At 52.5% G+C, this 20,754-nt stretch carries 19 protein-coding genes; 13 read left to right on the forward strand and 6 right to left on the reverse strand.

The window, feature by feature from the left end:
- The first annotated feature begins 51 nt into the window (after nucleotides 1–51).
- A complete protein-coding gene (gene gcvT, locus TERTU_RS01580; RefSeq protein WP_015818756.1) occupies nucleotides 52–1,143 on the forward strand; it encodes a glycine cleavage system aminomethyltransferase GcvT in 1,092 nt (363 codons plus the stop codon).
- A gap of 41 nt (nucleotides 1,144–1,184) precedes the next feature.
- On the forward strand, nucleotides 1,185–1,577 hold the full coding sequence (gene gcvH / locus TERTU_RS01585; protein WP_015818020.1) for a glycine cleavage system protein GcvH: 393 nt from the start codon (nucleotides 1,185–1,187) through the stop codon (nucleotides 1,575–1,577).
- A gap of 155 nt (nucleotides 1,578–1,732) precedes the next feature.
- Here the strand turns inward: gcvH and TERTU_RS01590 are convergent, their stop codons facing one another.
- From TERTU_RS01590 to TERTU_RS01600, 3 genes are all read right to left on the reverse strand, one after another.
- Nucleotides 1,733–2,608 (reverse strand): HDOD domain-containing protein, encoded by an 876-nt coding sequence (locus TERTU_RS01590; protein ID WP_015817566.1) that lies wholly within the window; start codon nucleotides 2,606–2,608, stop codon nucleotides 1,733–1,735.
- Nucleotides 2,609–2,697: 89 nt separating this feature from the next.
- The gene (locus TERTU_RS01595; protein WP_041590011.1) at nucleotides 2,698–3,816 is read right to left on the reverse strand and encodes an imelysin family protein; all 1,119 of its coding nucleotides are present in this window, start codon (nucleotides 3,814–3,816) and stop codon (nucleotides 2,698–2,700) included.
- Nucleotides 3,817–3,847: 31 nt separating this feature from the next.
- Nucleotides 3,848–4,501, reverse strand: coding sequence for a histidinol-phosphatase (locus tag TERTU_RS01600; protein ID WP_015820550.1), 654 nt, complete (start codon nucleotides 4,499–4,501; stop codon nucleotides 3,848–3,850).
- Nucleotides 4,502–4,626: 125 nt separating this feature from the next.
- On the opposite strand from TERTU_RS01600, the gene TERTU_RS01605 reads away from it, so the two are divergent.
- From TERTU_RS01605 to TERTU_RS01655, 11 genes are all read left to right on the forward strand, one after another.
- Nucleotides 4,627–5,142 (forward strand): RNA pyrophosphohydrolase, encoded by a 516-nt coding sequence (locus tag TERTU_RS01605; RefSeq protein WP_015817383.1) that lies wholly within the window; start codon nucleotides 4,627–4,629, stop codon nucleotides 5,140–5,142.
- Nucleotides 5,136–7,397: a phosphoenolpyruvate--protein phosphotransferase gene (ptsP, locus tag TERTU_RS01610; RefSeq protein ID WP_015817058.1), complete on the forward strand. Its 2,262-nt coding sequence runs from the start codon at nucleotides 5,136–5,138 to the stop codon at nucleotides 7,395–7,397. The genes TERTU_RS01605 and ptsP overlap by 7 nt, the downstream gene beginning before the upstream one ends.
- Nucleotides 7,398–7,476: 79 nt before the next feature.
- Nucleotides 7,477–8,337 (forward strand): prolipoprotein diacylglyceryl transferase, encoded by an 861-nt coding sequence (lgt, locus tag TERTU_RS01615; protein ID WP_015818586.1) that lies wholly within the window; start codon nucleotides 7,477–7,479, stop codon nucleotides 8,335–8,337.
- Between the two features lie 3 nt (nucleotides 8,338–8,340).
- Entirely contained in the window at nucleotides 8,341–9,174 is an 834-nt protein-coding gene (locus tag TERTU_RS01620; protein WP_015819722.1) for a thymidylate synthase, read from the forward strand.
- A gap of 4 nt (nucleotides 9,175–9,178) precedes the next feature.
- Nucleotides 9,179–9,700 (forward strand): type 3 dihydrofolate reductase, encoded by a 522-nt coding sequence (folA, locus tag TERTU_RS01625; protein WP_015819236.1) that lies wholly within the window; start codon nucleotides 9,179–9,181, stop codon nucleotides 9,698–9,700.
- 321 nt (nucleotides 9,701–10,021) lie between these two features.
- On the forward strand, nucleotides 10,022–10,807 hold the full coding sequence (locus TERTU_RS01630; RefSeq protein ID WP_015820353.1) for a DUF3450 domain-containing protein: 786 nt from the start codon (nucleotides 10,022–10,024) through the stop codon (nucleotides 10,805–10,807).
- The gene (locus TERTU_RS01635; RefSeq protein WP_015817386.1) at nucleotides 10,804–12,180 is read left to right on the forward strand and encodes a MotA/TolQ/ExbB proton channel family protein; all 1,377 of its coding nucleotides are present in this window, start codon (nucleotides 10,804–10,806) and stop codon (nucleotides 12,178–12,180) included. Before TERTU_RS01630 ends, TERTU_RS01635 begins: the two co-directional genes overlap by 4 nt.
- Nucleotides 12,181–12,242: 62 nt before the next feature.
- Entirely contained in the window at nucleotides 12,243–12,770 is a 528-nt protein-coding gene (locus TERTU_RS01640) for a MotA/TolQ/ExbB proton channel family protein (RefSeq protein WP_015816841.1), read from the forward strand.
- 38 nt (nucleotides 12,771–12,808) lie between these two features.
- Nucleotides 12,809–13,210 carry an ExbD/TolR family protein gene (locus TERTU_RS01645; protein ID WP_015818618.1) on the forward strand — a complete coding sequence of 134 codons (402 nt, stop codon included), beginning with the start codon at nucleotides 12,809–12,811 and terminating at the stop codon, nucleotides 13,208–13,210.
- 7 nt (nucleotides 13,211–13,217) lie between these two features.
- Nucleotides 13,218–13,826 (forward strand): energy transducer TonB, encoded by a 609-nt coding sequence (locus TERTU_RS01650; RefSeq protein WP_015818637.1) that lies wholly within the window; start codon nucleotides 13,218–13,220, stop codon nucleotides 13,824–13,826.
- Nucleotides 13,827–13,842: 16 nt separating this feature from the next.
- Nucleotides 13,843–15,216 (forward strand): tetratricopeptide repeat protein, encoded by a 1,374-nt coding sequence (locus tag TERTU_RS01655; RefSeq protein ID WP_015819574.1) that lies wholly within the window; start codon nucleotides 13,843–13,845, stop codon nucleotides 15,214–15,216.
- Nucleotides 15,217–15,592: 376 nt separating this feature from the next.
- Here TERTU_RS01655 and ilvD read toward each other — a convergent pair whose 3' ends face one another.
- The 3 genes from ilvD to argA form a co-directional block, all read right to left on the reverse strand.
- Nucleotides 15,593–17,431, reverse strand: a complete 1,839-nt coding sequence (ilvD, locus tag TERTU_RS01660) for a dihydroxy-acid dehydratase (protein WP_015817964.1) — start codon at nucleotides 17,429–17,431, stop codon at nucleotides 15,593–15,595.
- Between the two features lie 78 nt (nucleotides 17,432–17,509).
- Nucleotides 17,510–19,183: a tetratricopeptide repeat-containing response regulator gene (locus TERTU_RS01665; RefSeq protein ID WP_015820494.1), complete on the reverse strand. Its 1,674-nt coding sequence runs from the start codon at nucleotides 19,181–19,183 to the stop codon at nucleotides 17,510–17,512.
- Nucleotides 19,184–19,410: 227 nt separating this feature from the next.
- Nucleotides 19,411–20,736: an amino-acid N-acetyltransferase gene (argA, locus tag TERTU_RS01670; RefSeq protein WP_015817743.1), complete on the reverse strand. Its 1,326-nt coding sequence runs from the start codon at nucleotides 20,734–20,736 to the stop codon at nucleotides 19,411–19,413.
- Nucleotides 20,737–20,754: the final 18 nt, after the last annotated feature.

The following is a 20,754-nucleotide window of genomic DNA, read 5'->3' on the forward strand; positions in this document are numbered from 1 at the left end:
GTGCGCCCTTTTCAGTAGAATAGCGAGCTTTAGATCTCGGGAGTCTCCCTTATGCTCAAACAAACACCCCTGTTCGATCTGCACCGTGACATGGGCGGAAAACTGGTGGATTTTGGCGGTTGGAATATGCCGGTTAACTATGGCTCACAGATAGAAGAGCATCACGCTGTGCGCAACGGGGCTGGGATGTTCGATGTGTCGCATATGACAGTGGTGGATATACAGGGCACTGGTGCGCGGGATTTTTTGCGTTATTTATTGGCCAACGATGTTGATCGATTGAAACTGCCAGGCAAGGCATTGTATACCGGTATGTTGAATGAATCCGGTGGTGTCATCGACGATTTAATCGTGTATTTGATGGTTAACGGCTATCGTCTGGTGGTGAACTGCGCAACGCGAGAAAAAGATCTCGCGTGGATAAATTCGCAGGCGGAAGCTTACGATGTCACTGTTATCGAGCGTCCAGAGCTTGCAATGATCGCAGTACAAGGCCCCTTGGCACGCGGAAAAGTGCACGATTTGATCGGCGCGGCTGTGCTGGAGGAGCTGAAGATATTTCAGGGCGTGCCGCTCAGCGGTGAGGGTTACGCCGATTGGTTTGTCGCGCGCACCGGGTACACCGGTGAAGACGGCTACGAAATCATTTTGCCCGCAGAGGCCGCTGTGCAGCTCTGGCAGGATCTTGCGCGTATTGGCGTTACGCCGTGCGGTTTGGGTGCGCGAGATACCCTGCGTCTTGAGGCGGGAATGAATTTATACGGCCACGAAATGGACGACGATACCTCGCCGCTGGTGGCGAATATGGCCTGGACAGTGGCCTGGGAGCCTGCAGAGCGCAATTTTATCGGGCGTGAAGCGCTCACGGCGGAAAAATCCGCGGGTATCAGTCACAAGCTGGTCGGCCTGGTGTATACCGGCAAGGGCGTGCTGCGAGCGGAGCAGGAGGTGACCGCGCCGGGTGTTGATGGCGTTGGGGTGATTACTAGCGGAACCTTTTCACCCACACTGGGCTATTCAATTGCGCTTGCGCGCGTCCCGGTGGGTTTTACCGACCAGGCAGTGGTGAACGTGCGCAATCGTCAGTTGGAAGTCAAAATCATCTCGCCGTGCTTCGTGCGCAGCGGTAATAAAGTGTTTTAGAATACAGTCGAGTTAAAAATAAGTGACAGCAGGAAATCATCATGAGTGAAATTCGCAGCGAGTTGAAATACCTCTCCAGCCACGAGTGGGCGAGGGTTGAGGAAGACGGCACCGTTACCATCGGTATTACTGATCACGCACAGGAAGCCCTGGGTGATGTGGTATTTGTCGAAACACCTGAAGTGGGCTCGCAGGTGAGTGCGGGTGAGGAAGCTGGCGTGGTCGAATCCGTCAAAGCCGCATCAGACATCTACTCCCCAGTGACAGGCGAAGTAATTGCCGTAAACGAGTTACTGGAAGAAGCGCCTGAGACAGTAAACGAATCGCCTTATGACGAGGGCTGGTTCTTCAAGGTTAAGCCAAGCGATGTGTCCGAGTTGGACGGTGCGATGGATTCTGAGGCCTATGTGAAGTCGGTCGAAGACGACAGTTAACGCGTGCAAGAAACTGTTTTAAGAAACCCGGCCCTGGTGCCGGGTTTTTTATGGGCGTATTTTTTTCCCGGCGCCACTGTGTAAATTCAGGTTAAGAACATTTTGACCCCGCCTTTAGCTATGCATGGTTGAGCGGGGTGGTCCTGCAGTTCGCCTTAGTCGTAATATGTCAGCGAGCCCAGGCCCATTTCCTCGATCTGAAGTTTGAGGCTGGCAAATTCATATTCGGTTAGCCCTGTGTACATCCACACAATTTCCTGAATTCGTGCCCACTCGTAGTCTTCGTTCTGCTGGCCGAGAATGCGGTAGTTTCCGCAAATGTGCTCTGCCATTTTAAGTACCGCAAGCAAGGTTTTTTTGCGTGCGCTGGCGGATTCTTCGGCAAAGGTTTTCATGATGCGGTGGTGTTCGTGGATCGCCTCACAAAGATAGTCGGGCAGGTTCCAGGACTTTGCCACGTAGTAGCCGACCACAGCGTGGTTGGTATTTATTAGCCGGTTTTCCACTTCCACAATGCGCTCGCCCGCATCAGCGTAGGCTGCGATCATGACCTGGTTGTAGTTGGCAAAGCGGGACATCAACAGCGGCACGCCACAATTGTGAAACAGCCCCAGGGTGTAGGCTTCCTCAGGGTTGGGCACGCCAATCTGCTTGGCGATCACAGAGGAGGTGATTGCGATGTCCATCGCCGTATCCCAGAAACGCCCAAGGGCAATAATGTCATCGTCGGATAGCGCGCCCTTGATTGACAGCGCGTTTACCAGATTCACGACACTGTTGACGCCAAGTAAATTGACCGCCTGATCTATCGATGTGATGGTATTGGAGTGTTTATAAAATGGCGAGTTTACGGTTTTCAAAATGCTGCCAGAGAGGCCGACATCCTGGCAAATAAGCCGCGCGATTTCCTGGATGCTCCAGTCCGGCTTTAATTGTTCCATTTGTAAATCGACCAAAACCTGCGGCTGAGGTGGTATAGCAATACCCTGAAGAACCTTCTGTATTTGCTCCGGGGTAAGTTCCGTACTCATTGGCGATGACTGATCCGAGGTCTGATGATCTCTTTAGTTTAGTCGCTTTTGGCACCCGCTGAGCAAAAGTTGCCCCGTATGCCTGTGCTTCAGCCATCTTGTTCCTGCAGTGATGGCAGTGTCGCGCTGGCGTCTGAATTGGCGCAAGTGCGGAACAGTTGATATATATCGCTCCAGGCTTCAACTGTTGTGGCGTTCCTGAGCTGGGTGGCGACGTTGTCGAAGCAGGCGCGGGCGTCGATGGGCTCTGGGTCAACGAGCCAGGCGCTGGCAATTTTTAATGAGCTGACCGCTTGTGCGAGCGCGGAGGGCGACAGCGGTTTGCCGTCGATTGGTTCAGCAGGCTGTGCATTGGGGGTCGCTCGGGCAATTTCCAGCAGCAGATGTGTGGTGGTACGCTCAAGGTTGCTAAGCATTGCGACCTGTTGCGCATCATTCGACATGCGCTGCCAATGACTGCGAATGCTGTTCTTACTGTCGTCATTCCACAGGGTTTGCAATGCGGTCAAATGCGCAACCAGCAGGTCCGTTTGCAGGTTGAGTAATTCGCGGCGCCGGTTGGCGGGCAACTCGATGGCCTGCTGGAAGCCCTGCTCCCGCTGGGCAGATGTCAGGGTTGTTGCGGGCTGATAGTCGCTGCTTGGTCGCGTGTTCTGTTCGCCAAACAGCATAAACTCAATGGCGTAGATGCCCAGCGCCGCCGCTTCCGCGTCCATCATACCGTGTTGCTCTTCGAGGCTCTCAGCAGAAAGAGGCACGCTGATATCGTGCACGAGGCCAGCGTAAGGGTAGGGCCCAACGTAGTCCAGGTATCCCGGTTGGATCGGGCGCGCGCCTATGTTGAATAGCAGTGGCGACAGGGGGGCGTAAACGTCCGTCAGTGTGACTGGCCATTGGGAGTAAAAAAAGAAGCTCTGCCAGGCAGATTCCGTATGAATCCATTGCTCCTGCGCTGCGGCCAGCGAATCGCCGCTGGGGTTGGCGAGGAAGGCGCGTATCAGTGCCTGTAGTTTTTGCGCAGCGTTGAGTGAGGACGCTAGCGCATGGCTCCCTGTGTCCCAGTAAGTTTTGTTTTGCTCCGACATGTCAACACCGGTTGCCTGTGGTGTCGGCGTCGCTTGTTCAGCAGGTTCGTTCGATTTTTGTTGGCAGGCGCTCAACCAGCAGCACAAACTGAGACAGCAGGCGGACAAGATTCGGGTATCCATACTTAACCTCAATGTGGGGTTCGTGCGCGGCTCAGCGCAAAGATAAAATTGGCCATTGGTGCTGTTCGGCGAAGGCACGGAGGCGTTCGTCCGGGTCGACGGCAACCGGCTGATCGACAACTTGGAGCAAGGGCAAGTCGTTGGCAGAATCGCTGTAAAAATAACTGTTGGCCAGCGTTTCCCCGGTTTCGGCAAGCCAATTTTTCAAACGCGCTACTTTACCTTGCTGAAAACAGGGAATACCGCTCGGCTCGCCGGTGTAGCGGTTGTCCACAATTTCCGCATCGCTTGCCAGCAGATCGTCTATTCCGAGAGCGGCAACAATGGGTGCGGTGATAAACCGGTTAGTGGCTGTGATAACCAGCAGCCGGTGCCCTTGCTGGCGGTGGCTTGCAATGAGCGCTTCGGCCTTGGGCAGCCACAGCGGGCGTATACAGGCAGCAAAAAAGCGCTGGTGCAACTCGTCCAGCTCAGTCATGTTGTACTGTTTTAGGGGCGCAAGCGCAAATCGCAGATAGGCGTGAATATCCAGAGTGCCGCGCTTGTAGTCCTCGTAGAATCGGTCGTTGGTGCGGCTGTGTGTGTCGGCATCGACGATTTTTTCAGCTACCAGAAATTCGCCCCAGGCATGGTCGCTGTCGCCGCCAATCAGGGTATTGTCGAGGTCAAATATTGCTAAACTCAAGAGATGGGTATCCAAAAGGCGGAGGGGGTGGATGGCTGTGCGAGGGCAATCTGCCATGAGTGTTCACAACCCCGGGTTTGTGAAACAATAGGGATTATAACAACTATTTAATTGCGAGGTTATCTGTGATCGACACCGACGGATTCCGCCCCAACGTGGGAATTATTCTGGCTGACGGCAGCGGCCGGGTGCTGTGGGCGCGTCGCGTTGGCGGACAGGATGCCTGGCAATTTCCACAGGGTGGGATCAAAGAATCCGAGTCGGCAGAGCAGGCCCTCTATCGAGAGTTACAGGAAGAGGTGGGTCTTAAGGCCGAGGATGTTGAAATCCTCGCGGTCACTCAGGGGTGGTTGCGTTATCGTCTGCCGCAGAAGCTGGTTCGGCAAAAAGAGCCGCGATGTGTTGGTCAAAAACAAAAATGGTTTTTGTTAAAAATGCTGGCTGAAGATTCCGCTGTCGACCTGATCGGCGGCGGCCCGCCGGAGTTTGATGAGTGGCGCTGGGTGAGCTATTGGTATCCGCTGTCCAAAGTGGTTTCGTTTAAACGAGAAGTCTACCGCCGTGCGCTCAAGGAACTGGTAGCGCCGCACAACAGCCTGCTGAGCGGTTTGCCGCTGGTAGATGGGGAGTCGCTATGCTGAATTCGTTGCGCAGTATTGTCCAGGAGGTCAACGCCGCTGCGGATCTGAATTCAGTGTTGGAAATCATTGTTACCCGGGTTAAGCAGGCGATGAAAACCGAAGTTTGTTCGGTTTATCTGCGCGACAACGAGCGTCAGTTCGTGTTGATGGCGACGGAAGGTCTGCACAAGAGTGCGGTGCGCCGGGTAAAGCTTTCTGAGAAAGAGGGTTTGGTGGGGCATGTCGCATCCCGCGAAGAACCGCTCAACCTCGACGATGCGGAGAGTCATCCGCGCTACCAGTATTTTCCTGAAACCGGTGAAGAGCGCTTCAGCTCCTTTCTCGGTGTGCCCATTATTCATCACCGCCAGATTCTCGGCGTACTGGTGATCCAGCAGCGCGAAAAACGCAAGTTCGATGAAGGTGAGGAAGCATTTCTGGTCACTATGTCGGCACAGCTTGCTGCGGTAATTGCCCATGCGGAAGCCACCGGCGCTTTGCGCGGGATGGGTAAAAAAACCGAGGTGCGCTTCAACGGCGTACCGGGGGCGTCCGGCGTCGCGATCGGCGTCTGCGTGGTGGCTTCGCCAGTTGCCGATCTCAATTCGGTGCCATGTCAAACCTGTGAGTCCGTCGATGCTGAGCTGGAGTTTTTTCAGCAGGGGCTGTCACTGGTGCGCGCCGATGTGCGGCGTCTGGCCAGCGAATTGGAAAGTCGCTTAAACCGGGAAGAACGGGTGTTGTTTGACGCCTATATCGGCATGTTGGAAGACACTTCGCTGGCCCAGGAAGTTACCGAAAAGATATCCCAGGGCTTTGCTGCGCCCTACGCCTGGAGCTCGGTTATTCTCGAGCACGTAAAAACGTTTTCAAGCATGCACGATCCCTATTTGCGCGAGCGCGCCTCGGATGTGCGGGATCTCGGCTGCCGGGTGCTTGCCTGTTTGCAGGAGTCGTCGCGCAAAGAGCGGGTCTATCCGGATAATACCATCCTTGTCGGGGAAGATCTGTCTGCATCTGTGCTGGCGGAAGTGCCGCCAGGCAAGCTTGCGGGGATTGTATCGACGCGCGGCTCCAGTAACTCACATATCGCGATCCTTGCGCGTTCTATCGGGATTCCCACAGTGATGGGCGCGGTGGATCTCCCGTTTACTCATCTGGACGGGCGCGAGCTGATCGTCGATGGCTATCGCGGCTCTGTGTACAGCGACCCTAGCGATGGCCTGCGCGCCCAGTATCAGGTTATTGTAGATGAGGACGTGCAACTGGTTGCAGGCCTCGAAGCGCTCAAAGATCTGCCCTGCGAAACCGTGGATCACCATCGGGTGGCTCTGTGGGTCAACACTGGTTTGATGGCCGATGCAATGATTTCCCTGGAGCGGGGCGCCGAAGGGGTAGGCCTCTACCGCACCGAAATACCGTTTATGTTGCGCGACCGTTTTCCCAGCGAGGAAGAGCAGCGGCAAACCTACCGCGATCAACTACAGGCATTTGCGCCGCATACGGTCACTATGCGCACGCTCGATGTGGGTGGCGATAAATCCCTGCCGTATTTCCCCATCGAAGAGGAAAACCCGTTTCTGGGCTGGCGCGGCATTCGCGTAACGCTGGATCACCCGGAAATATTTTTGGTGCAGATTCGCGCGATGCTCAAAGCCAGTGAGGGTTTGAACAACCTGCGCATCATGGTGCCGATGGTGAGCAACGTCGCCGAACTGGAAATCGCGCAAATGCTGCTTTATCGCGCTTACGACGAGTTGCTGGAGGAGGGGTTTCAAATCGAAATGCCGCCGTTTGGGGTTATGATCGAAGTTCCCGGCGCGGTATACCAGGCGAAAGATTTTGCCGCACGCGTCGATTTTCTCTCCGTAGGTTCTAACGATCTAACACAGTATTTGCTTGCGGTGGATCGCAATAATCCGCGCGTCGCCGATTTGTATCACTCATTACACCCCGCGGTGTTGCGGGCTTTGCGAGCGATCGTAGTGGACTCCCACAGTCAGGGGGTGCCGGTGAGTATCTGTGGTGAGCTGGCTGGCGATCCGGCGGCCGCGCTCCTGCTAATGGCAATGGGATACGATGTGCTGTCCATGAGTGCCACCAATTTGCTCAAGGTAAAATCGGTGGTGCGCAGTGTGACTCTGGAGCAGGCGGAGCGCTTATTGAGCGAAGTGATGCGGCTGCCGGATACCGAGTCTATCAACCGGGTTATCGACGCAACCTTCCGCAATACCGGTCTTACCCGTATTGTTCGCCCGCTTGGGGATGACACCTGAGATTACGCTTTTTACAACACATCGTCATCTGCCTCTGATATGATCGGCCCTCGAAAAATTCTCCTCCCGCGGATGAGGCATGCTTAAGTACCCGGAAATCGATCCCGTCGCACTCTCTCTCGGCTCCGTTACCGTCTTCGGAAAAACCATCAACCTGCCGGATATTCACTGGTACGGTTTGATGTATTTGTTCGGCTTTATTCTGTGCTGGGCGGTCGGTACCTATCGTGCAGGTAAGCCGCACAATGTCGTGCATAAGTCGTGGCTCGAAGATCTGGTGTTTTACGTGGCCATGGGGGTGGTACTTGGTGGCCGTTGTGGCTATGTGTTCTTCTACAATTTTGGCGCCTTTCTGGATGACCCACTGTGGCTGTTCCGGGTTTGGGAAGGCGGAATGTCATTTCATGGCGGGTTGCTTGGTGTGATCCTGGCGATGATGCTCTACGCGCGAAAAATGCAGGTCCGATTTCTCGATCTTATGGACTTTGTCGCGCCGCTTGTGCCTATTGGGCTAGGCTTAGGGCGGATCGGTAATTTCATCGGGCAAGAACTCTGGGGCCGCGTGACGACCTTGCCGATTGGCATGGTGTTTCCGAAAGACCCGGGAGTGGCCCGCCATCCATCGCAGCTGTATCAGGCAGCCCTCGAAGGCTTGGTGTTGTTCGCAGTGCTGTTTTGGTTTTCATCCAAGCCGCGACCGCGCGCTGCGGTGGCGTCACTGTTTTTGATTTTGTACGGCTGTTTCCGCTTTGCTGTGGAGTTTGTGCGCGAACCGGACGCTCATATCGGATTTGATATGTTCGGCTGGCTGACGCGTGGACAAGAGCTGAGTTTGCCGATGATTATTATCGGTGCGCTGATTTTCTTCTATGCTTACAGGCACCCCGCGTATGCGGAAAAAGCGCCTGATCCGCGCGCGAACGGCTCTAAAAAAGGTTAAGGTGTGAAGCAATATCTTGAGTTAATGCGACACGTTCGCGATAACGGTGTACGAAAAGAAGACAGAACCGGCACCGGAACAGTCAGCGTTTTCGGTTATCAAATGCGGTTTGATTTAAGTCAGGGCTTTCCCCTGGTGACTACGAAAAAATGCCACCTTAAATCGATAATACATGAACTGCTGTGGTTTCTGAACGGCGAAACCAACATCGCGTATTTAAATAATAACGGTGTAAAAATTTGGGATGCCTGGGCGACAGAGTCCGGTGATCTGGGCCCGATTTACGGTGCGCAATGGCGCAGCTGGCCCGCGCAGAATGGAGAAACGCTCGATCAAATCAGTCAGTTAATCGAGCAAATAAAACATAAGCCCGATTCTCGCAGACTCATTATTTCAGCTTGGAATCCCGCACTTCTGCCGGACGAATCAATCTCGCCGCAGGACAATGTGCGCAACGGAAAAATGGCGTTGCCACCGTGCCACACGCTTTTTCAATTTTATGTTTTGGAAGGCAGGCTTTCCTGTCAGTTGTACCAGCGCAGTGCCGATATATTTTTAGGTGTTCCATTCAATATTGCTTCCTACGCACTTTTGACCATGATGATCGCGCAGGTCACTGGACTGGCACCAGGGGATTTTGTCCATACTTTTGGCGATGCCCATCTCTACCTCAACCACCTGGAACAGGTAGATACACAGTTACAACGGCAACCTTTGCCTCTGCCGACTATGGCGATTAACCCGGCGGTCAAGGATATTTTTGGCTTTTGCTTCGACGATTTCGAACTTCAGAACTACCAGGCGCACCCGCATATTGCAGCGCCGATTTCGGTGTAGCTGAATGACCGTGAGTGACGAAATTAGTATTGCGCTGGTTGTCGGGGTTGCCGCAAATGGTGTGATTGGGCGGGACAATGGTTTGCCCTGGCGATTGCCTAAAGATTTAGCTTATTTTAAGCGGGTGACGATGGGGCATCCTATAGTCATGGGGCGCAAAACGTTCGATTCTATCGGGCGCCCTCTACCTGGCCGCACAAATATTGTGGTTACTCGCAACCCCACATGGCAGGCTGAAGGGGTAGACGTGTGTCACAGCCTTGAGGATGCATTGGTACTCGCGCGCGACGTTGCCACGCAAACTCAGGTAAAACAAATTATGGTAATTGGCGGTGCAGAATTTTATCGCCAAATGTTGCCGCAAGCAGACCGTCTCTATCTGACCGAAGTTCACGCTGACGTTGTTGGAGACGCCTATTTTCCAGAGTTCGACAGGAGTCGATGGCAACAGCTGAGCGCCGAACGGCACGAAGCGGATTCTGGAAACCCCTACGCGTATTCCTTTTTAGTCTTGGAGCGCCGGTGAGGGAGCTGGATTGCACTGATGCACAGTCTAAACTGTGAGCAATTAGTGTATTGGCGCGCCGACTAATTAGTGAGCGTGTGTTACCGAAGTGTTACCTGTTTCACTGAGTTACAGTTTCGGGTGTTACCTTTGGTTATACATTGCGCAACTGAATCTGTGCGTTTTTTATTTGTGTTTGAATGTTGGTGAGCTGTCTTATTAAAATGCCGAACTTTGACGATCACCAAGTCTCAAACCTTTAATTTTTACATTCTGGACACAAAGCTCCGCGCTTAGTCCGGTCGCAACCTTTTCAATGCAAGCACCCGAGTTGGGGGATATATGAAGAAGCAGCGAATCAAAGCTGTGGCTCTAACCACAGTTCTTTCTGCTGGCGCGCTCCTGGTTGGCACCGCCCACGCAGATAAAACCCTGGACGCGATCATGCAGGTTGGTCAAGCTAAGACCACTGCAGGCGTTCAATCGCAGAAGAAAATCGACAAGTTGGCCGAGGAAACTTCTGACCTGTTACAAAAGTACAAAACAGTCAACAAAGAAATCGAAGGCCTGCGCGTTTACAACAGCCAGCTGGAAAAGCAGTTGGCCAGCCAGCTCAAAGTACTTGAAGATCTGAACACTTCTATTGATCAGGTCACGGTGATCGAACGTCAAATTCAGCCCCTCATCCTGCGTATGCTCGAAGGTCTTGAGCAGTTCGTAAACTTGGACGTACCTTTCCACATGGAAGAGCGTCTGAAGCGTGTTGAGACACTGCGCGACAACCAGGACCGCGCTGACATCTCAGTTGCTGAGAAATTCCGTCAGGTGCTTGAAGCCTACAACATCGAAGCAGAATACGGCCGTAAGATCGACACCTATGTCGACACCCTTGAAGTGGGTGGTCAAGAGCGTCAGGTAAATATTCTGGCTGTTGGCCGCATCGCTCTGATGTATCAAACAACCGACACCAAACTGTCCGGAGCCTGGGATCAGCGTCAACGCGCCTGGGTTGAGTTGGACGCAGGTGCCTACCGCGCGGCCATCCTCAAAGGCATTCGCATTGCTAAGAAGCAAGCGTCTATTGATGTTATGGAGTTGCCAATTCTGGCTCCGGAGGCTGCACAATGAAAATGAATCTTAAAAAAGCAATAGTGGCTGTTGCCGCTGCTGGTGCAATTGCGCTGTCTGGTTCTGTAATGGCACAAGACAAGGCTGCATCTCTCGACGAACTTCTGCAAATGGTTAAAAACAGCCAGATCGCAGAGAACAAAGAAAATCGTCAACGCGAAGCACAATTCCGTAAGCAACGTGCTAACCAGGCCAACATGCTGGCTCAGGCTGAAGCCACCAAAAAAGCTGAAGAAGACCGCTCTGCGCGTCTGGAGCAACAGCACAAAGAGCGTGAGCAGGACGTACAAGCTGCTCGTCAACAACTGGATGACCGTCTGGGTTCGCTGAAAGAACTGTTTGGTCACCTGACCTCTACTGCGGGCGACCTGCGCGCAGCGTTGGATTCTTCGATCGTGAGCGTTCAGTACCCCGGACGCACACAGTTCATCTCTGAGCTGATCGAGAAGATGAACAGCGAAACCAAACTGCCTTCTATCGAAGAAATCGAGCGTCTGTGGTACGAGCTACAGCGTGAAACCGTTGAAGGTGGCAAAGTTGTTAAATTTAACTCCGTTGTCTCCGATCCTGCAGGTAACAAAGCTGAGCGTGAAGTTGTGCGCATCGGTAATTACAACCTGCTCTCAGACGGTAAATACCTGACTTACGACGTGAAAAGCGGCAGTCTCAACGAATTGCCTCGCCAACCAGGCGACCACATGAAAGGCGCTGCAGCTATTCAACAGGCAACCAGCGGCTTCACTAAAGTGGGTATCGACCCAACAGGTCCTGCTGGCGGAACCCTGCTTTCTGCGTTGATCAACAGTCCTTCCATTGTTGAGCGCTGGCACCAAGGTAAGCTGGTGGGCTACATCATCACTGGCGTTGGTGTGTTCGCGATTCTGCTGGCATTGTTCCGTTTCGTTGTACTGAGTGCTATGGGCGCGAAAGTTAGTCGTCAGTTGAAATCAAATACTGCGTCTACCGACAACCCACTGGGTCGCGTACTGAAAGTTGCCGAAGAGAACAAAGGCGCAGACACCGAAACTCTGGAGCTGAAACTCGAAGAAGCAACTCTGAAAGAGCTGCCGCGCATCGAATCCGGCTTGAACCTGCTGAAAATCATCTCGATGGTTGCGCCACTGCTGGGTCTGCTGGGTACGGTTACCGGTATGATCGTGACCTTCCAGGCGATTACCATTTACGGTGCTGGCGATCCTAAAGCAATGGCTGGCGGTATTTCCGGTGCACTGGTAACTACCGTACTGGGTCTGTGTGTTGCTATCCCAACGGTACTTCTCCATACCTTCCTGAACGGTAAAGCCAAGCGCATCGTTCATGTTCTTGAAGAAGAAAGTGCTGGTTTGATCGCTGAGAAATCAGAGAGCAAGTAATACCCACTTCGCGCTGGCGGCCGCTGGGCCGTCAGTCTATCGATTTACGAGAGGAGATAATCATGCTGGCAATGATGGAAGCACTCGCAGCCATTAAAGCCTTTGTTGCTTCCGGTGGTCCTATTCTCTACTGGATTGCAGCACTGGCATTCGCCATGTGGACATTAATCTTCGAGCGTCTCTGGTTTTACAAAGGGTCTCTGGGCAAGATTAAAGCCCAGACCGTCGAGCTCTGGGAAGCGCGCGGTGAGCGCAAGTCCTGGAACTCACGACAAATCCGTAAAGCACTTATTTCTCGCGCAGCTAGCAAAATCAACCAAAACCTCGACCTGCTGGGAACCATGGTCACCCTCTGCCCGCTTCTGGGTCTGTTGGGTACAGTTACCGGTATGATCGAAGTGTTTAATGTGCTCGCAGTAACCGGCGGTGGTGATGCAAAATCCATGGCCTCCGGTGTATCCCGGGCAACCATTCCTACCATGGCGGGCATGGTAGCAGCACTTTCCGGTGTGTTTGGTACAACGTTGATTAACCGTATCGCTGAACGCGAAAATCACATGCTCGAAGACCAATTAACGATGGATCACTAGATCCATCTTCTAATTTGGCCTGAATTAAGAGAGAAAACATGAGCAGGAAAATCAAAGCAGAAGAAGAAACGGGGGCGATTGACTTAACCCCGATGCTCGACGTGGTATTTATCATGTTGATCTTCTTCATCGTGACTGCATCGTTTATTAAAGAGCCTGGGATTCAGGTAAATCGCCCGGATGCGACTACCGCCGCCTTGAAGAAAAATGCCAACATCCTGATTGCAATTAACGACCAGAATGAAATTTGGATTAACAAAAACGAAGTCGATATTCGTCAGGTTAAGACTCAAATTCAGTTGTTGTTAGCAGAAAATCCCAAGGGAGCGGTAGTTATTCAGGCGGATAAAGATTCAAACATTAAAACGCTGACAGAAGTGACTCAAAAGGCCCGCGAAGCGGGTGTTGGGGATGTCTCTGTCTCCGCAGAAAACAGGTAGGTGAGCGATGAGCATTGTTAGATTATTGTCTTCCCTGGCTCCTGCGGCACTGGTAACTCTTGGTCTGTTGCTGTTAATGCACGTATTGATTCTGCGCAACATGACCGAACCCGAAGAATCCAAAGAATTCAAAATTCCTGAAATTTTGATGCCTGAGCGGGAAATTACCACCGAGTACGACACCAGTCGGCCTGAGAAACCACAAGAGCCAGAAGAACCACCACCCGAGTTGCCCGAACCTGAATTCGACAACCCGGATGTACAAATGGATATTTCGTTCGCACCGCAGATTAACACTGGTGGTGTGCAGATTTCCGGTATTGGAGGCTTCTCCAGCGATGGTGACTATCTGCCTATCGTGAAAGTGGCGCCTAAGTACCCTGCGCGAGCGGCAAACCGTGGGTTGGAAGGATACTGCACGGTGGAATATACGGTTACTAAAACAGGCGAAACCCGCGATATTTCGGTTGTAGATTGCCCGGATAGCGTGTTTGCCAGTGCGTCGGTGAAAGCGGCTGAGAAATTTAAATACAAGCCTAAAGTTATTGATGGCGAGCCCATTGAAGTGCCAGGCGTGAGAAACCGCTTCACTTTCCAAATGGCCAAAGACAAGTAGCGGCAGGGTGATATTTATGAATAAATTTTATTCCAAAAAAGTCAGCCATTTCGGGCGTTGCCTGCTGTTGGCGACGGCAGCTACGCTGGCGGCTCCAGCTTTGGAAAAGGCAGTAAATGCGGCCGGTTTCAACGTAGATCTGGGCGCGAAAGCTTTTGCCCAAGACACTAAAAAGAAACGCGCATTGCCCGGTATCAGCGAGGCCTTCTTTAAAAAGTTGGGTAAGGTTGCAGACTTGGCTTCTCCGCCGGAACGGAAAGATGGCACTCAGCCGCCTGGCGATTTCAACGCAGCGTTGAAAGAGCTGAAAGACGTCGAAAAAGACTGCAGTAAATGTAACGCTTACGAGCTGGCGCAGATTTACAACTATTATGGTTGGATCTACTACTCTCTCGAAGACTTTAAAAACTCGATCAAGTACTACCGCAAAGTAATCGAGCAGTCGCCCAATATTCCATGGGGCCTCGAACTGCAGGTTACCTATACCTTAGTACAATTGATGTTTGCGCAAGAAGACTATGCTGATGCACTGAAAATGCTGAATACCTGGATGGGTATTTCAGACACCATCGGTGACGACGCGTACTATTTAAAATCGCAGATCTGCTACCAGATGGACGATAAAGCCTGTGCTTTGGAAAACATCAATATCGCAGTGAAGATGGCGGAAAAGGACGGTAATGTTGCGAAGGAGCCATGGCTCTCGTTGCAAAAAGCGCTGTACCTCGAAAAAGAAGACTACAAATCGTCTTTGCCAATCATCGAGAAAATGGTTCGTCACTATCCGAAGAAGAGCTACTGGCAGCAGCTTGCTGGTGTGTACGGTATGCTCGAGCGTGAAAAAGATCAGTACTACACGCTGGATGCCGCTTACACCATGGGCGCTTTGGAAAAAGAGCAGCAATTGTTGAATCTGGCTTATCTGAGCATGGCTAACGAGTACCCATATAAGGCAGCAAAAATTGTCGAAAAGGGTATGAAGGACAAAATCATCGCAGAAAATGCTAAGAATCTTGAAACCCTCGCTATTGCATGGCGTCAGGCTAAAGATACCGACAAAGCTATTCCTGCGATGCAGCGTGCTGCAGAAAAATCTGATAATGGCGATTTGTACGGGCAACTGCTTGGACTTTACCTTTACATCGACGACAACAAGAAAGCTGTTGAAGCGGGTAAAAAGGCATTGGCCAAAGGTGATTTGAAGCGCGCAGGTGAGATTAATCTCAATTTGGGTATTGCTCATCTTGAGTTAGCTCAGTACGAATCTGCGATAAAAGCATTCAAAAAAGCGAAAGAAGACAAGCGTGTGAAGCGCACAGCTGATAACTGGTTGCAACACGCTCAGCGCGAGAAGTTCCGTGCAGAGCAGTTGGCAGCAGCAGCTGGCTAGCCGTTTGGATCACTTAAATAAAAAGCCCCACAAGGGGCTTTTTTTTCGTCTGAATAAAATGAAATAGTTTCAGTTAGCCGGATTTGCGCGCATTGGGTTGTGCGTTGTTTTCTACTATTAACCTGGCAATGAAAATTGCGAAGTTAATAGGCGATACAAGGGGGCACCGCCATCGCCCGAAGGACTATGTAAGCCTTTGAAGTATTGGAAAATTTACACATTCGAGCCGGTACTTCGAGGGCGTGCGATTAAATAGATAGCATCATCTATTTAATCGCCGGGTTAATAGTTGCGTGTGAGCCTGACCTGATCTGCTGTCGGCGACTAAAGCTAAGAGCGCGACCGACAGCATGTGTGAGGTGTGTTTTGGAAAAGTCTAATCGTCGAGCTGGCTCAGATCTCTTACTGCGCCCTTGTCGGCGCTGGTCGCCAGTTTGGCGTAAGCTTTGAGTGCTGCGGAGACTTTTCGTGGGCGGAGCTCTGCAGGCTTCCAGCCTAGTTCGTTCTGCGCCTCGCGGCGTGCAGTCAGCTCATCGTCACTAAGCTTTACGTCGATGGAGCGGTTGGGTATGTCGATCCGGATTATGTCGCCATTACGAACCAGCCCGATGGCACCGCCTGCAGCAGCCTCAGGAGAAACATGTCCAATTGATAGGCCTGATGTGCCACCGGAAAAGCGGCCATCGGTCAACAGAGCGCAGTTTTTGCCCAGTCCTTTAGATTTGAGGTAGGACGTTGGGTACAGCATTTCCTGCATTCCTGGCCCGCCTTTTGGCCCTTCGTAGCGCACAATCACCACTTCTCCGGCCTGCACTTTGCCGGCTAGTATGTTGGCTACCGCTTCATCTTGAGATTCAGTGATGTGCGCCGGTCCTTCGAATACCAGTATAGAATCGTCGACCCCTGCCGTTTTAACCACACAGCCATCGGCGGCAATATTGCCGTACAGTACAGCAAGACCCCCCTCCTGACTGTAGGCATTCGCAACGTTGCGAATACAGCCTTGCGCGCGATCGCCGTCCAGAGAGGGCCATCGAGTATCCTGACTGAAAGCGACTTGTGTAGGGATACCCGCGGGGCCGGCACGGTAAAAATGCGCAACTTGATCGTCGCTTGTCTGTTGAATATCCCACTTAGCGATCGCGGCGCTAAGGGTCGTTGAATGTACTGTTGGCACGGAGCTATCAAGTAGCTTACCGCGTTCCAACTCGCCAAGGATGCCGTAGATACCACCGGCGCGGTGTACGTCTTCGATGTGATACTTCTGGGTATTGGGAGCGACTTTACAAAGCTGAGGCACCTTGCGGCTGAGCCTGTCGATGTCTTTTAAATCGAAATCCACTTCGGCTTCCTGGGCGATTGCCAGCAGGTGCAGAATCGTATTGGTTGACCCCCCCATAGCGATGTCGAGCGTAATCGCGTTTTCGAAGGCGGCTTTGCTGCCAATACTGCGGGGCAGGACGTTGACGTTATCCTGCTCGTAGTAGTCGCGGGTAATAGCGACAATTTGCTGTCCGGCTTGTTCAAACAATTTACGGCGATCCGCATGTGTAGCCAACACCGTGCCGTTACCCGGCAGGCTCAGGCCGAGTACCTCGGTCAGGCAGTTCATCGAATTCGCTGTGAACATGCCGGAACAGGAGCCACATGTCGGGCAGGCGCTGCGTTCGTATTCGGCGACCGTCTCGTCGCTGGCGGTGTCGTCGGCGGCGATCACCATCGCGTCAACAAGATCCAGGTTGTGCTCTGCCAGTTTGGTTTTGCCCGCTTCCATGGGGCCACCACTGACAAAAATACACGGAATATTCAGGCGCATAGCGGCCATAAGCATTCCAGGGGTAATTTTATCGCAGTTGGAGATGCAGACCATGGCATCCGCACAGTGCGCGTTGACCATGTATTCCACAGAGTCGGCGATGATGTCGCGGCTCGGCAAGCTGTAGAGCATTCCGTCGTGGCCCATGGCGATACCATCGTCCACCGCAATAGTATTGAATTCCTTCGCTACGGCACCGGCTTTTTCTATTTCGCGCGCGACGAGCTGCCCGAGATCCTTCAAGTGCACGTGGCCTGGCACGAATTGGGTAAAGGAGTTCACCACCGCGATTATCGGTTTTTGGAAATCGTCGTCTTTCATGCCTGTGGCTCGCCACAGGGCGCGGGCTCCGGCCATATTGCGGCCAGCGGTCGTGGTGCGGGAACGGTACTCGGGCATGTGCGGACTCCTTCTGGGGGTGAAAACTGGCTGCGAAGAATACCAGATTCCAGGTCCGATTACGCTCGCGGTAATACCTCAGGTTACGTTGGGATAATGCTTGCCGAGTTGACGGTATAGGAACGCATAGCGCTTGTGCTGTTTGTGCTCGGGGCCAACGGTGCCCACTGCCCGCAGGGATCGGCGACAGAGTTTCTCGTATCGTTCTGAGAAGCCATTGGCTTCAGTGTCGGCCAGGATTGCCTGGATTAGGTTGAGGTTGAGGCCAATGTGTTTTGGGTAATTTGCGAGCGCTTCCAAGAATACATCGATGGCTTCCGCAAAATTTTTGGTCTCATAGTGTTCAATACCCGCCTTTGTTAGTTTCGTTGCAACCACCTTGCCCTTATCGCTAATGGGCTCACCGGTTATTCCGTCGATCATCTGCAGGATATCCGGATCGTTCTCATGCCGTGCAGCCAGTTGCGTCAGCAGTTCTCGTGCTTCGTCCTCGTTGTTCATGGCATGGAGTGTACGCGCCATCTCCAGGCTGGTCTCCACCGGTGGCGTTGCGAGATCGTTGTACATTTCGCGGGCTTTTTCTACTGCGGCTTCCGCCTTCTTTTGCTCGCCTGAGCCCAAGTGCAATTGAATTTCCACCAGTTGCGCTTGAACTGCGATTTCCGGTCGATCTGCGAAACGTTTGCGCGCGCGATCGAGAAAATTATGGCCCTGGCGCGTAAGGGTTTTTGCGTTATTGCTGTTATCACCTTGCACCACTTCCGACACTTTACGCGCATAGTTAAAGTAGTCCTGTTCGGATTCGTGGCAGGAATTGAAACCCCACCTTATGGCGTTTTGGTGTGATTTTAGGGCTATCTCGTCGTCGTTATTCTGCTCGGCCAGTTCGGCAAGTTGCCGGTGGCGCAATACGGATTTTGGCGATACGCGGGTGGCGTTTTCGGTTGCTCGTTGCGCGGCAGCAAAGTCTTTGCGTTCTTTGTGCACTTCGGCTAGCAGATCATGTGCTTCAACATAGCGCTCATCTTCTTCAATAATCGAATTGAGGATTTCTTCTGCAGAGTCGTAATTACCTAATGCGAGTTGGGTTTTACCCATGCCTAACTTTGCCCAGACTAGTGGTTTTTTACCGAGTACGCTTTCGTAAAGTTTTTGTGCTTCCTTCAGTTGTTTCAATAAAAAATGTAGCTGGCCTTTTATTTTCAGGCAGTCTCCTGCATATCGTGAGTTGTCGGCGATCATCTGGTTACAGGTATCAAGTGCTGCGCGGTAATCGCCGTCAGAGATGAATTTTTTTATTGGTAAGAGTGTTTCGTGGCGCACTATAGCTTTGTTGAGACGCACACGCAGGGATTGCTGGGTGTATGGTTTGGTGATGTAGTCGTCAGGCTGGCATTCGAGGGCGCCAAGCACCATTTCTCGTGAGCTTTCTCCGGTAATCATCACAAACAAGCTGGTCATCAGCAGTACCCGGAGGTAACGAACCTCCTCGAGTATCTGCTGTCCGTCTTTACCTGCGCCCAGGTTGTAGTCACATAAAACAATGTCGTACTTCTTGAAACTGCACGCGCGAATGGCTTCCTCGCCATTGGCTGCAGTGTCTACGCTGTTGACACCGAACGTGCGTAGAGTACGCGTGAGCGAGCCGCGAATCTCTGGAAAATCGTCAACGATAAGGCATTTTTTGTTGTTGTAGATTTTTACTATATCAATTTGGCGAAGTTCGTTTTCCGACTTCAAATCTAAATTCATACTGGTGTCCCAAATGCGAAACCGCCTGGATAAGCTAATTAAAATCAAGGCGTTAATAGAGAAAGTTTAGGCAAAAAAACGGCGACTTGCCCGAAACGAGCAGCGAATATTTGGGTTGAATAGGGGGGAAGACAGAAGGCGGCAGGATAATGCCGCCATTCAGGATTCTTGCGACCGCGGCCGGGAGGAAGGATAGCCGTGGCCGCGTTGGCTACTCTGGTGCGTTTTCAGGTCTGCACTGCTTTGACGAACACTTTTGAACGGCGCTGATAATTGTAGAGTGCCTTGCGTTCGCCCGGCAGTTGTTCTACATCGCACTCGCGAAACCCCTGCTCTAAAAACCAGTGCGCCGTTTGGGTTGTAAGCGCGAATAATTGGGTGAAGTTCAGCTTGTGCGCCTGCCGCTCGATGTGGGTAAGCAGCTTGGCTGCCCGACCGTCTCCGCGATACTCGTTATGCATCGCTACGCACGCCAGCTCCCCTGCCTCACTGTTGGCAATGGGGTAAAGCGCGGCGCAGCCCACGATGAGGTTGTCTTTTTCCATCACGGTGAAAAAGCCGATCTCAGTTTCGAGATGCTCCCTTGAACGCTTAACCAATATGCCTTTTTGCTCTAAAGGTTCGATCAGGTTGAGAATCCCAACTACATCTTCTATGCGGGCGCGTCTTATGGTTTCGTAGCTGTCGCGGTAGACCATGGTACCCGAGCCATCGCGGGTGTACAGCTCTTTGATAAGTGCACCATCGTCACAAGCGGAGACTACGTGGGCACGGGAAACGCCGCCATCGCATGCCTGGTAGCACGCGCGCAGCGAAAAATAGGTATTGGAGCGGTTGTGCTGCTGCTTTTCCAATAGAAACCGTTCGCACTGAAGCAGGGTGAGTTCGCGAAACTGTTCCCCCTGGCTGTCTGTAATCGGGCCGTCGTCATTGTAGGCGATCAACTTGTCTGCTCGTAACGCATTGGCGATGGCGATGGCGACATCGGCAAAGCTGAGGTTAAACGCTTCACCTGTTAATGAGTAGCCAAGCGGGGAAACCAGTGCGAGGCTGTTTTGATCGAGCATGGCACGAATGCCGCTGGCATCGACACTGCGGACCTTGCCGGTCAGCTGATGATCGATTCCGTCAATCACGCCCTGCGGCATCGCCGTAACGAAATTGCCGCAGCGAACGCGAATTTTTGAGCCATACATCGGCGAATCTGGCAAACCGCTGGAAAACGCCGCTTCAATGGTGAAGCGTGCATGGCCAATGGCTTTCAGGACTTCACCCATCTGCTCGCGCGTAGTGATACGCACGCCCTTGTGAAACTCGGTTTCGCTGTTTATCACCGCCAGTTGTTCGTCGATCTGACGTCGTGCACCGTGTACAACTACCAGGCGCACGCCAAGGCTGCTAAGCAGGGTCAAATCGTTAATAATATTGGGAAAGTTATCCTGCGAAATGCAATCACCTGGCAGCAAAACAACGAAGGTTTTGCCCCGGTGCGAATTAATATAAGGCGAGGTGTGGCGAAACCATTGGATGTAATTATTTGATTCGGTGGACACGGTGTATCTCTAGGCAAA

The sequence above is a fragment of the Teredinibacter turnerae T7901 genome, assembly GCF_000023025.1.
Classification (GTDB): Bacteria; Pseudomonadota; Gammaproteobacteria; order Pseudomonadales; family Cellvibrionaceae; genus Teredinibacter; species Teredinibacter turnerae_B.

Bases quoted from the DNA above. Each gene is read 5' to 3' on its own strand.
- TERTU_RS01645 (WP_015818618.1), top strand. From the start codon at position 12,809: ATGAGCAGGAAAATCAAAGCAGAAGAAGAAACGGGGGCGATTGACTTA.
- ptsP (WP_015817058.1), top strand. From the start codon at position 5,136: ATGCTGAATTCGTTGCGCAGTATTGTCCAGGAGGTCAACGCCGCTGCG.
- ilvD (WP_015817964.1), bottom strand. From the start codon at position 17,431: ATGCCCGAGTACCGTTCCCGCACCACGACCGCTGGCCGCAATATGGCC.
- folA (WP_015819236.1), top strand. From the start codon at position 9,179: ATGACCGTGAGTGACGAAATTAGTATTGCGCTGGTTGTCGGGGTTGCC.
- TERTU_RS01590 (WP_015817566.1), bottom strand. From the start codon at position 2,608: ATGAGTACGGAACTTACCCCGGAGCAAATACAGAAGGTTCTTCAGGGT.
- TERTU_RS01655 (WP_015819574.1), top strand. From the start codon at position 13,843: ATGAATAAATTTTATTCCAAAAAAGTCAGCCATTTCGGGCGTTGCCTG.
- TERTU_RS01630 (WP_015820353.1), top strand. From the start codon at position 10,022: ATGAAGAAGCAGCGAATCAAAGCTGTGGCTCTAACCACAGTTCTTTCT.
- TERTU_RS01635 (WP_015817386.1), top strand. From the start codon at position 10,804: ATGAAAATGAATCTTAAAAAAGCAATAGTGGCTGTTGCCGCTGCTGGT.
- gcvH (WP_015818020.1), top strand. From the start codon at position 1,185: ATGAGTGAAATTCGCAGCGAGTTGAAATACCTCTCCAGCCACGAGTGG.
- gcvT (WP_015818756.1), top strand. From the start codon at position 52: ATGCTCAAACAAACACCCCTGTTCGATCTGCACCGTGACATGGGCGGA.
- lgt (WP_015818586.1), top strand. From the start codon at position 7,477: ATGCTTAAGTACCCGGAAATCGATCCCGTCGCACTCTCTCTCGGCTCC.
- TERTU_RS01650 (WP_015818637.1), top strand. From the start codon at position 13,218: ATGAGCATTGTTAGATTATTGTCTTCCCTGGCTCCTGCGGCACTGGTA.
- TERTU_RS01665 (WP_015820494.1), bottom strand. From the start codon at position 19,183: ATGAATTTAGATTTGAAGTCGGAAAACGAACTTCGCCAAATTGATATA.
- TERTU_RS01595 (WP_041590011.1), bottom strand. From the start codon at position 3,816: ATGGATACCCGAATCTTGTCCGCCTGCTGTCTCAGTTTGTGCTGCTGG.
- TERTU_RS01640 (WP_015816841.1), top strand. From the start codon at position 12,243: ATGCTGGCAATGATGGAAGCACTCGCAGCCATTAAAGCCTTTGTTGCT.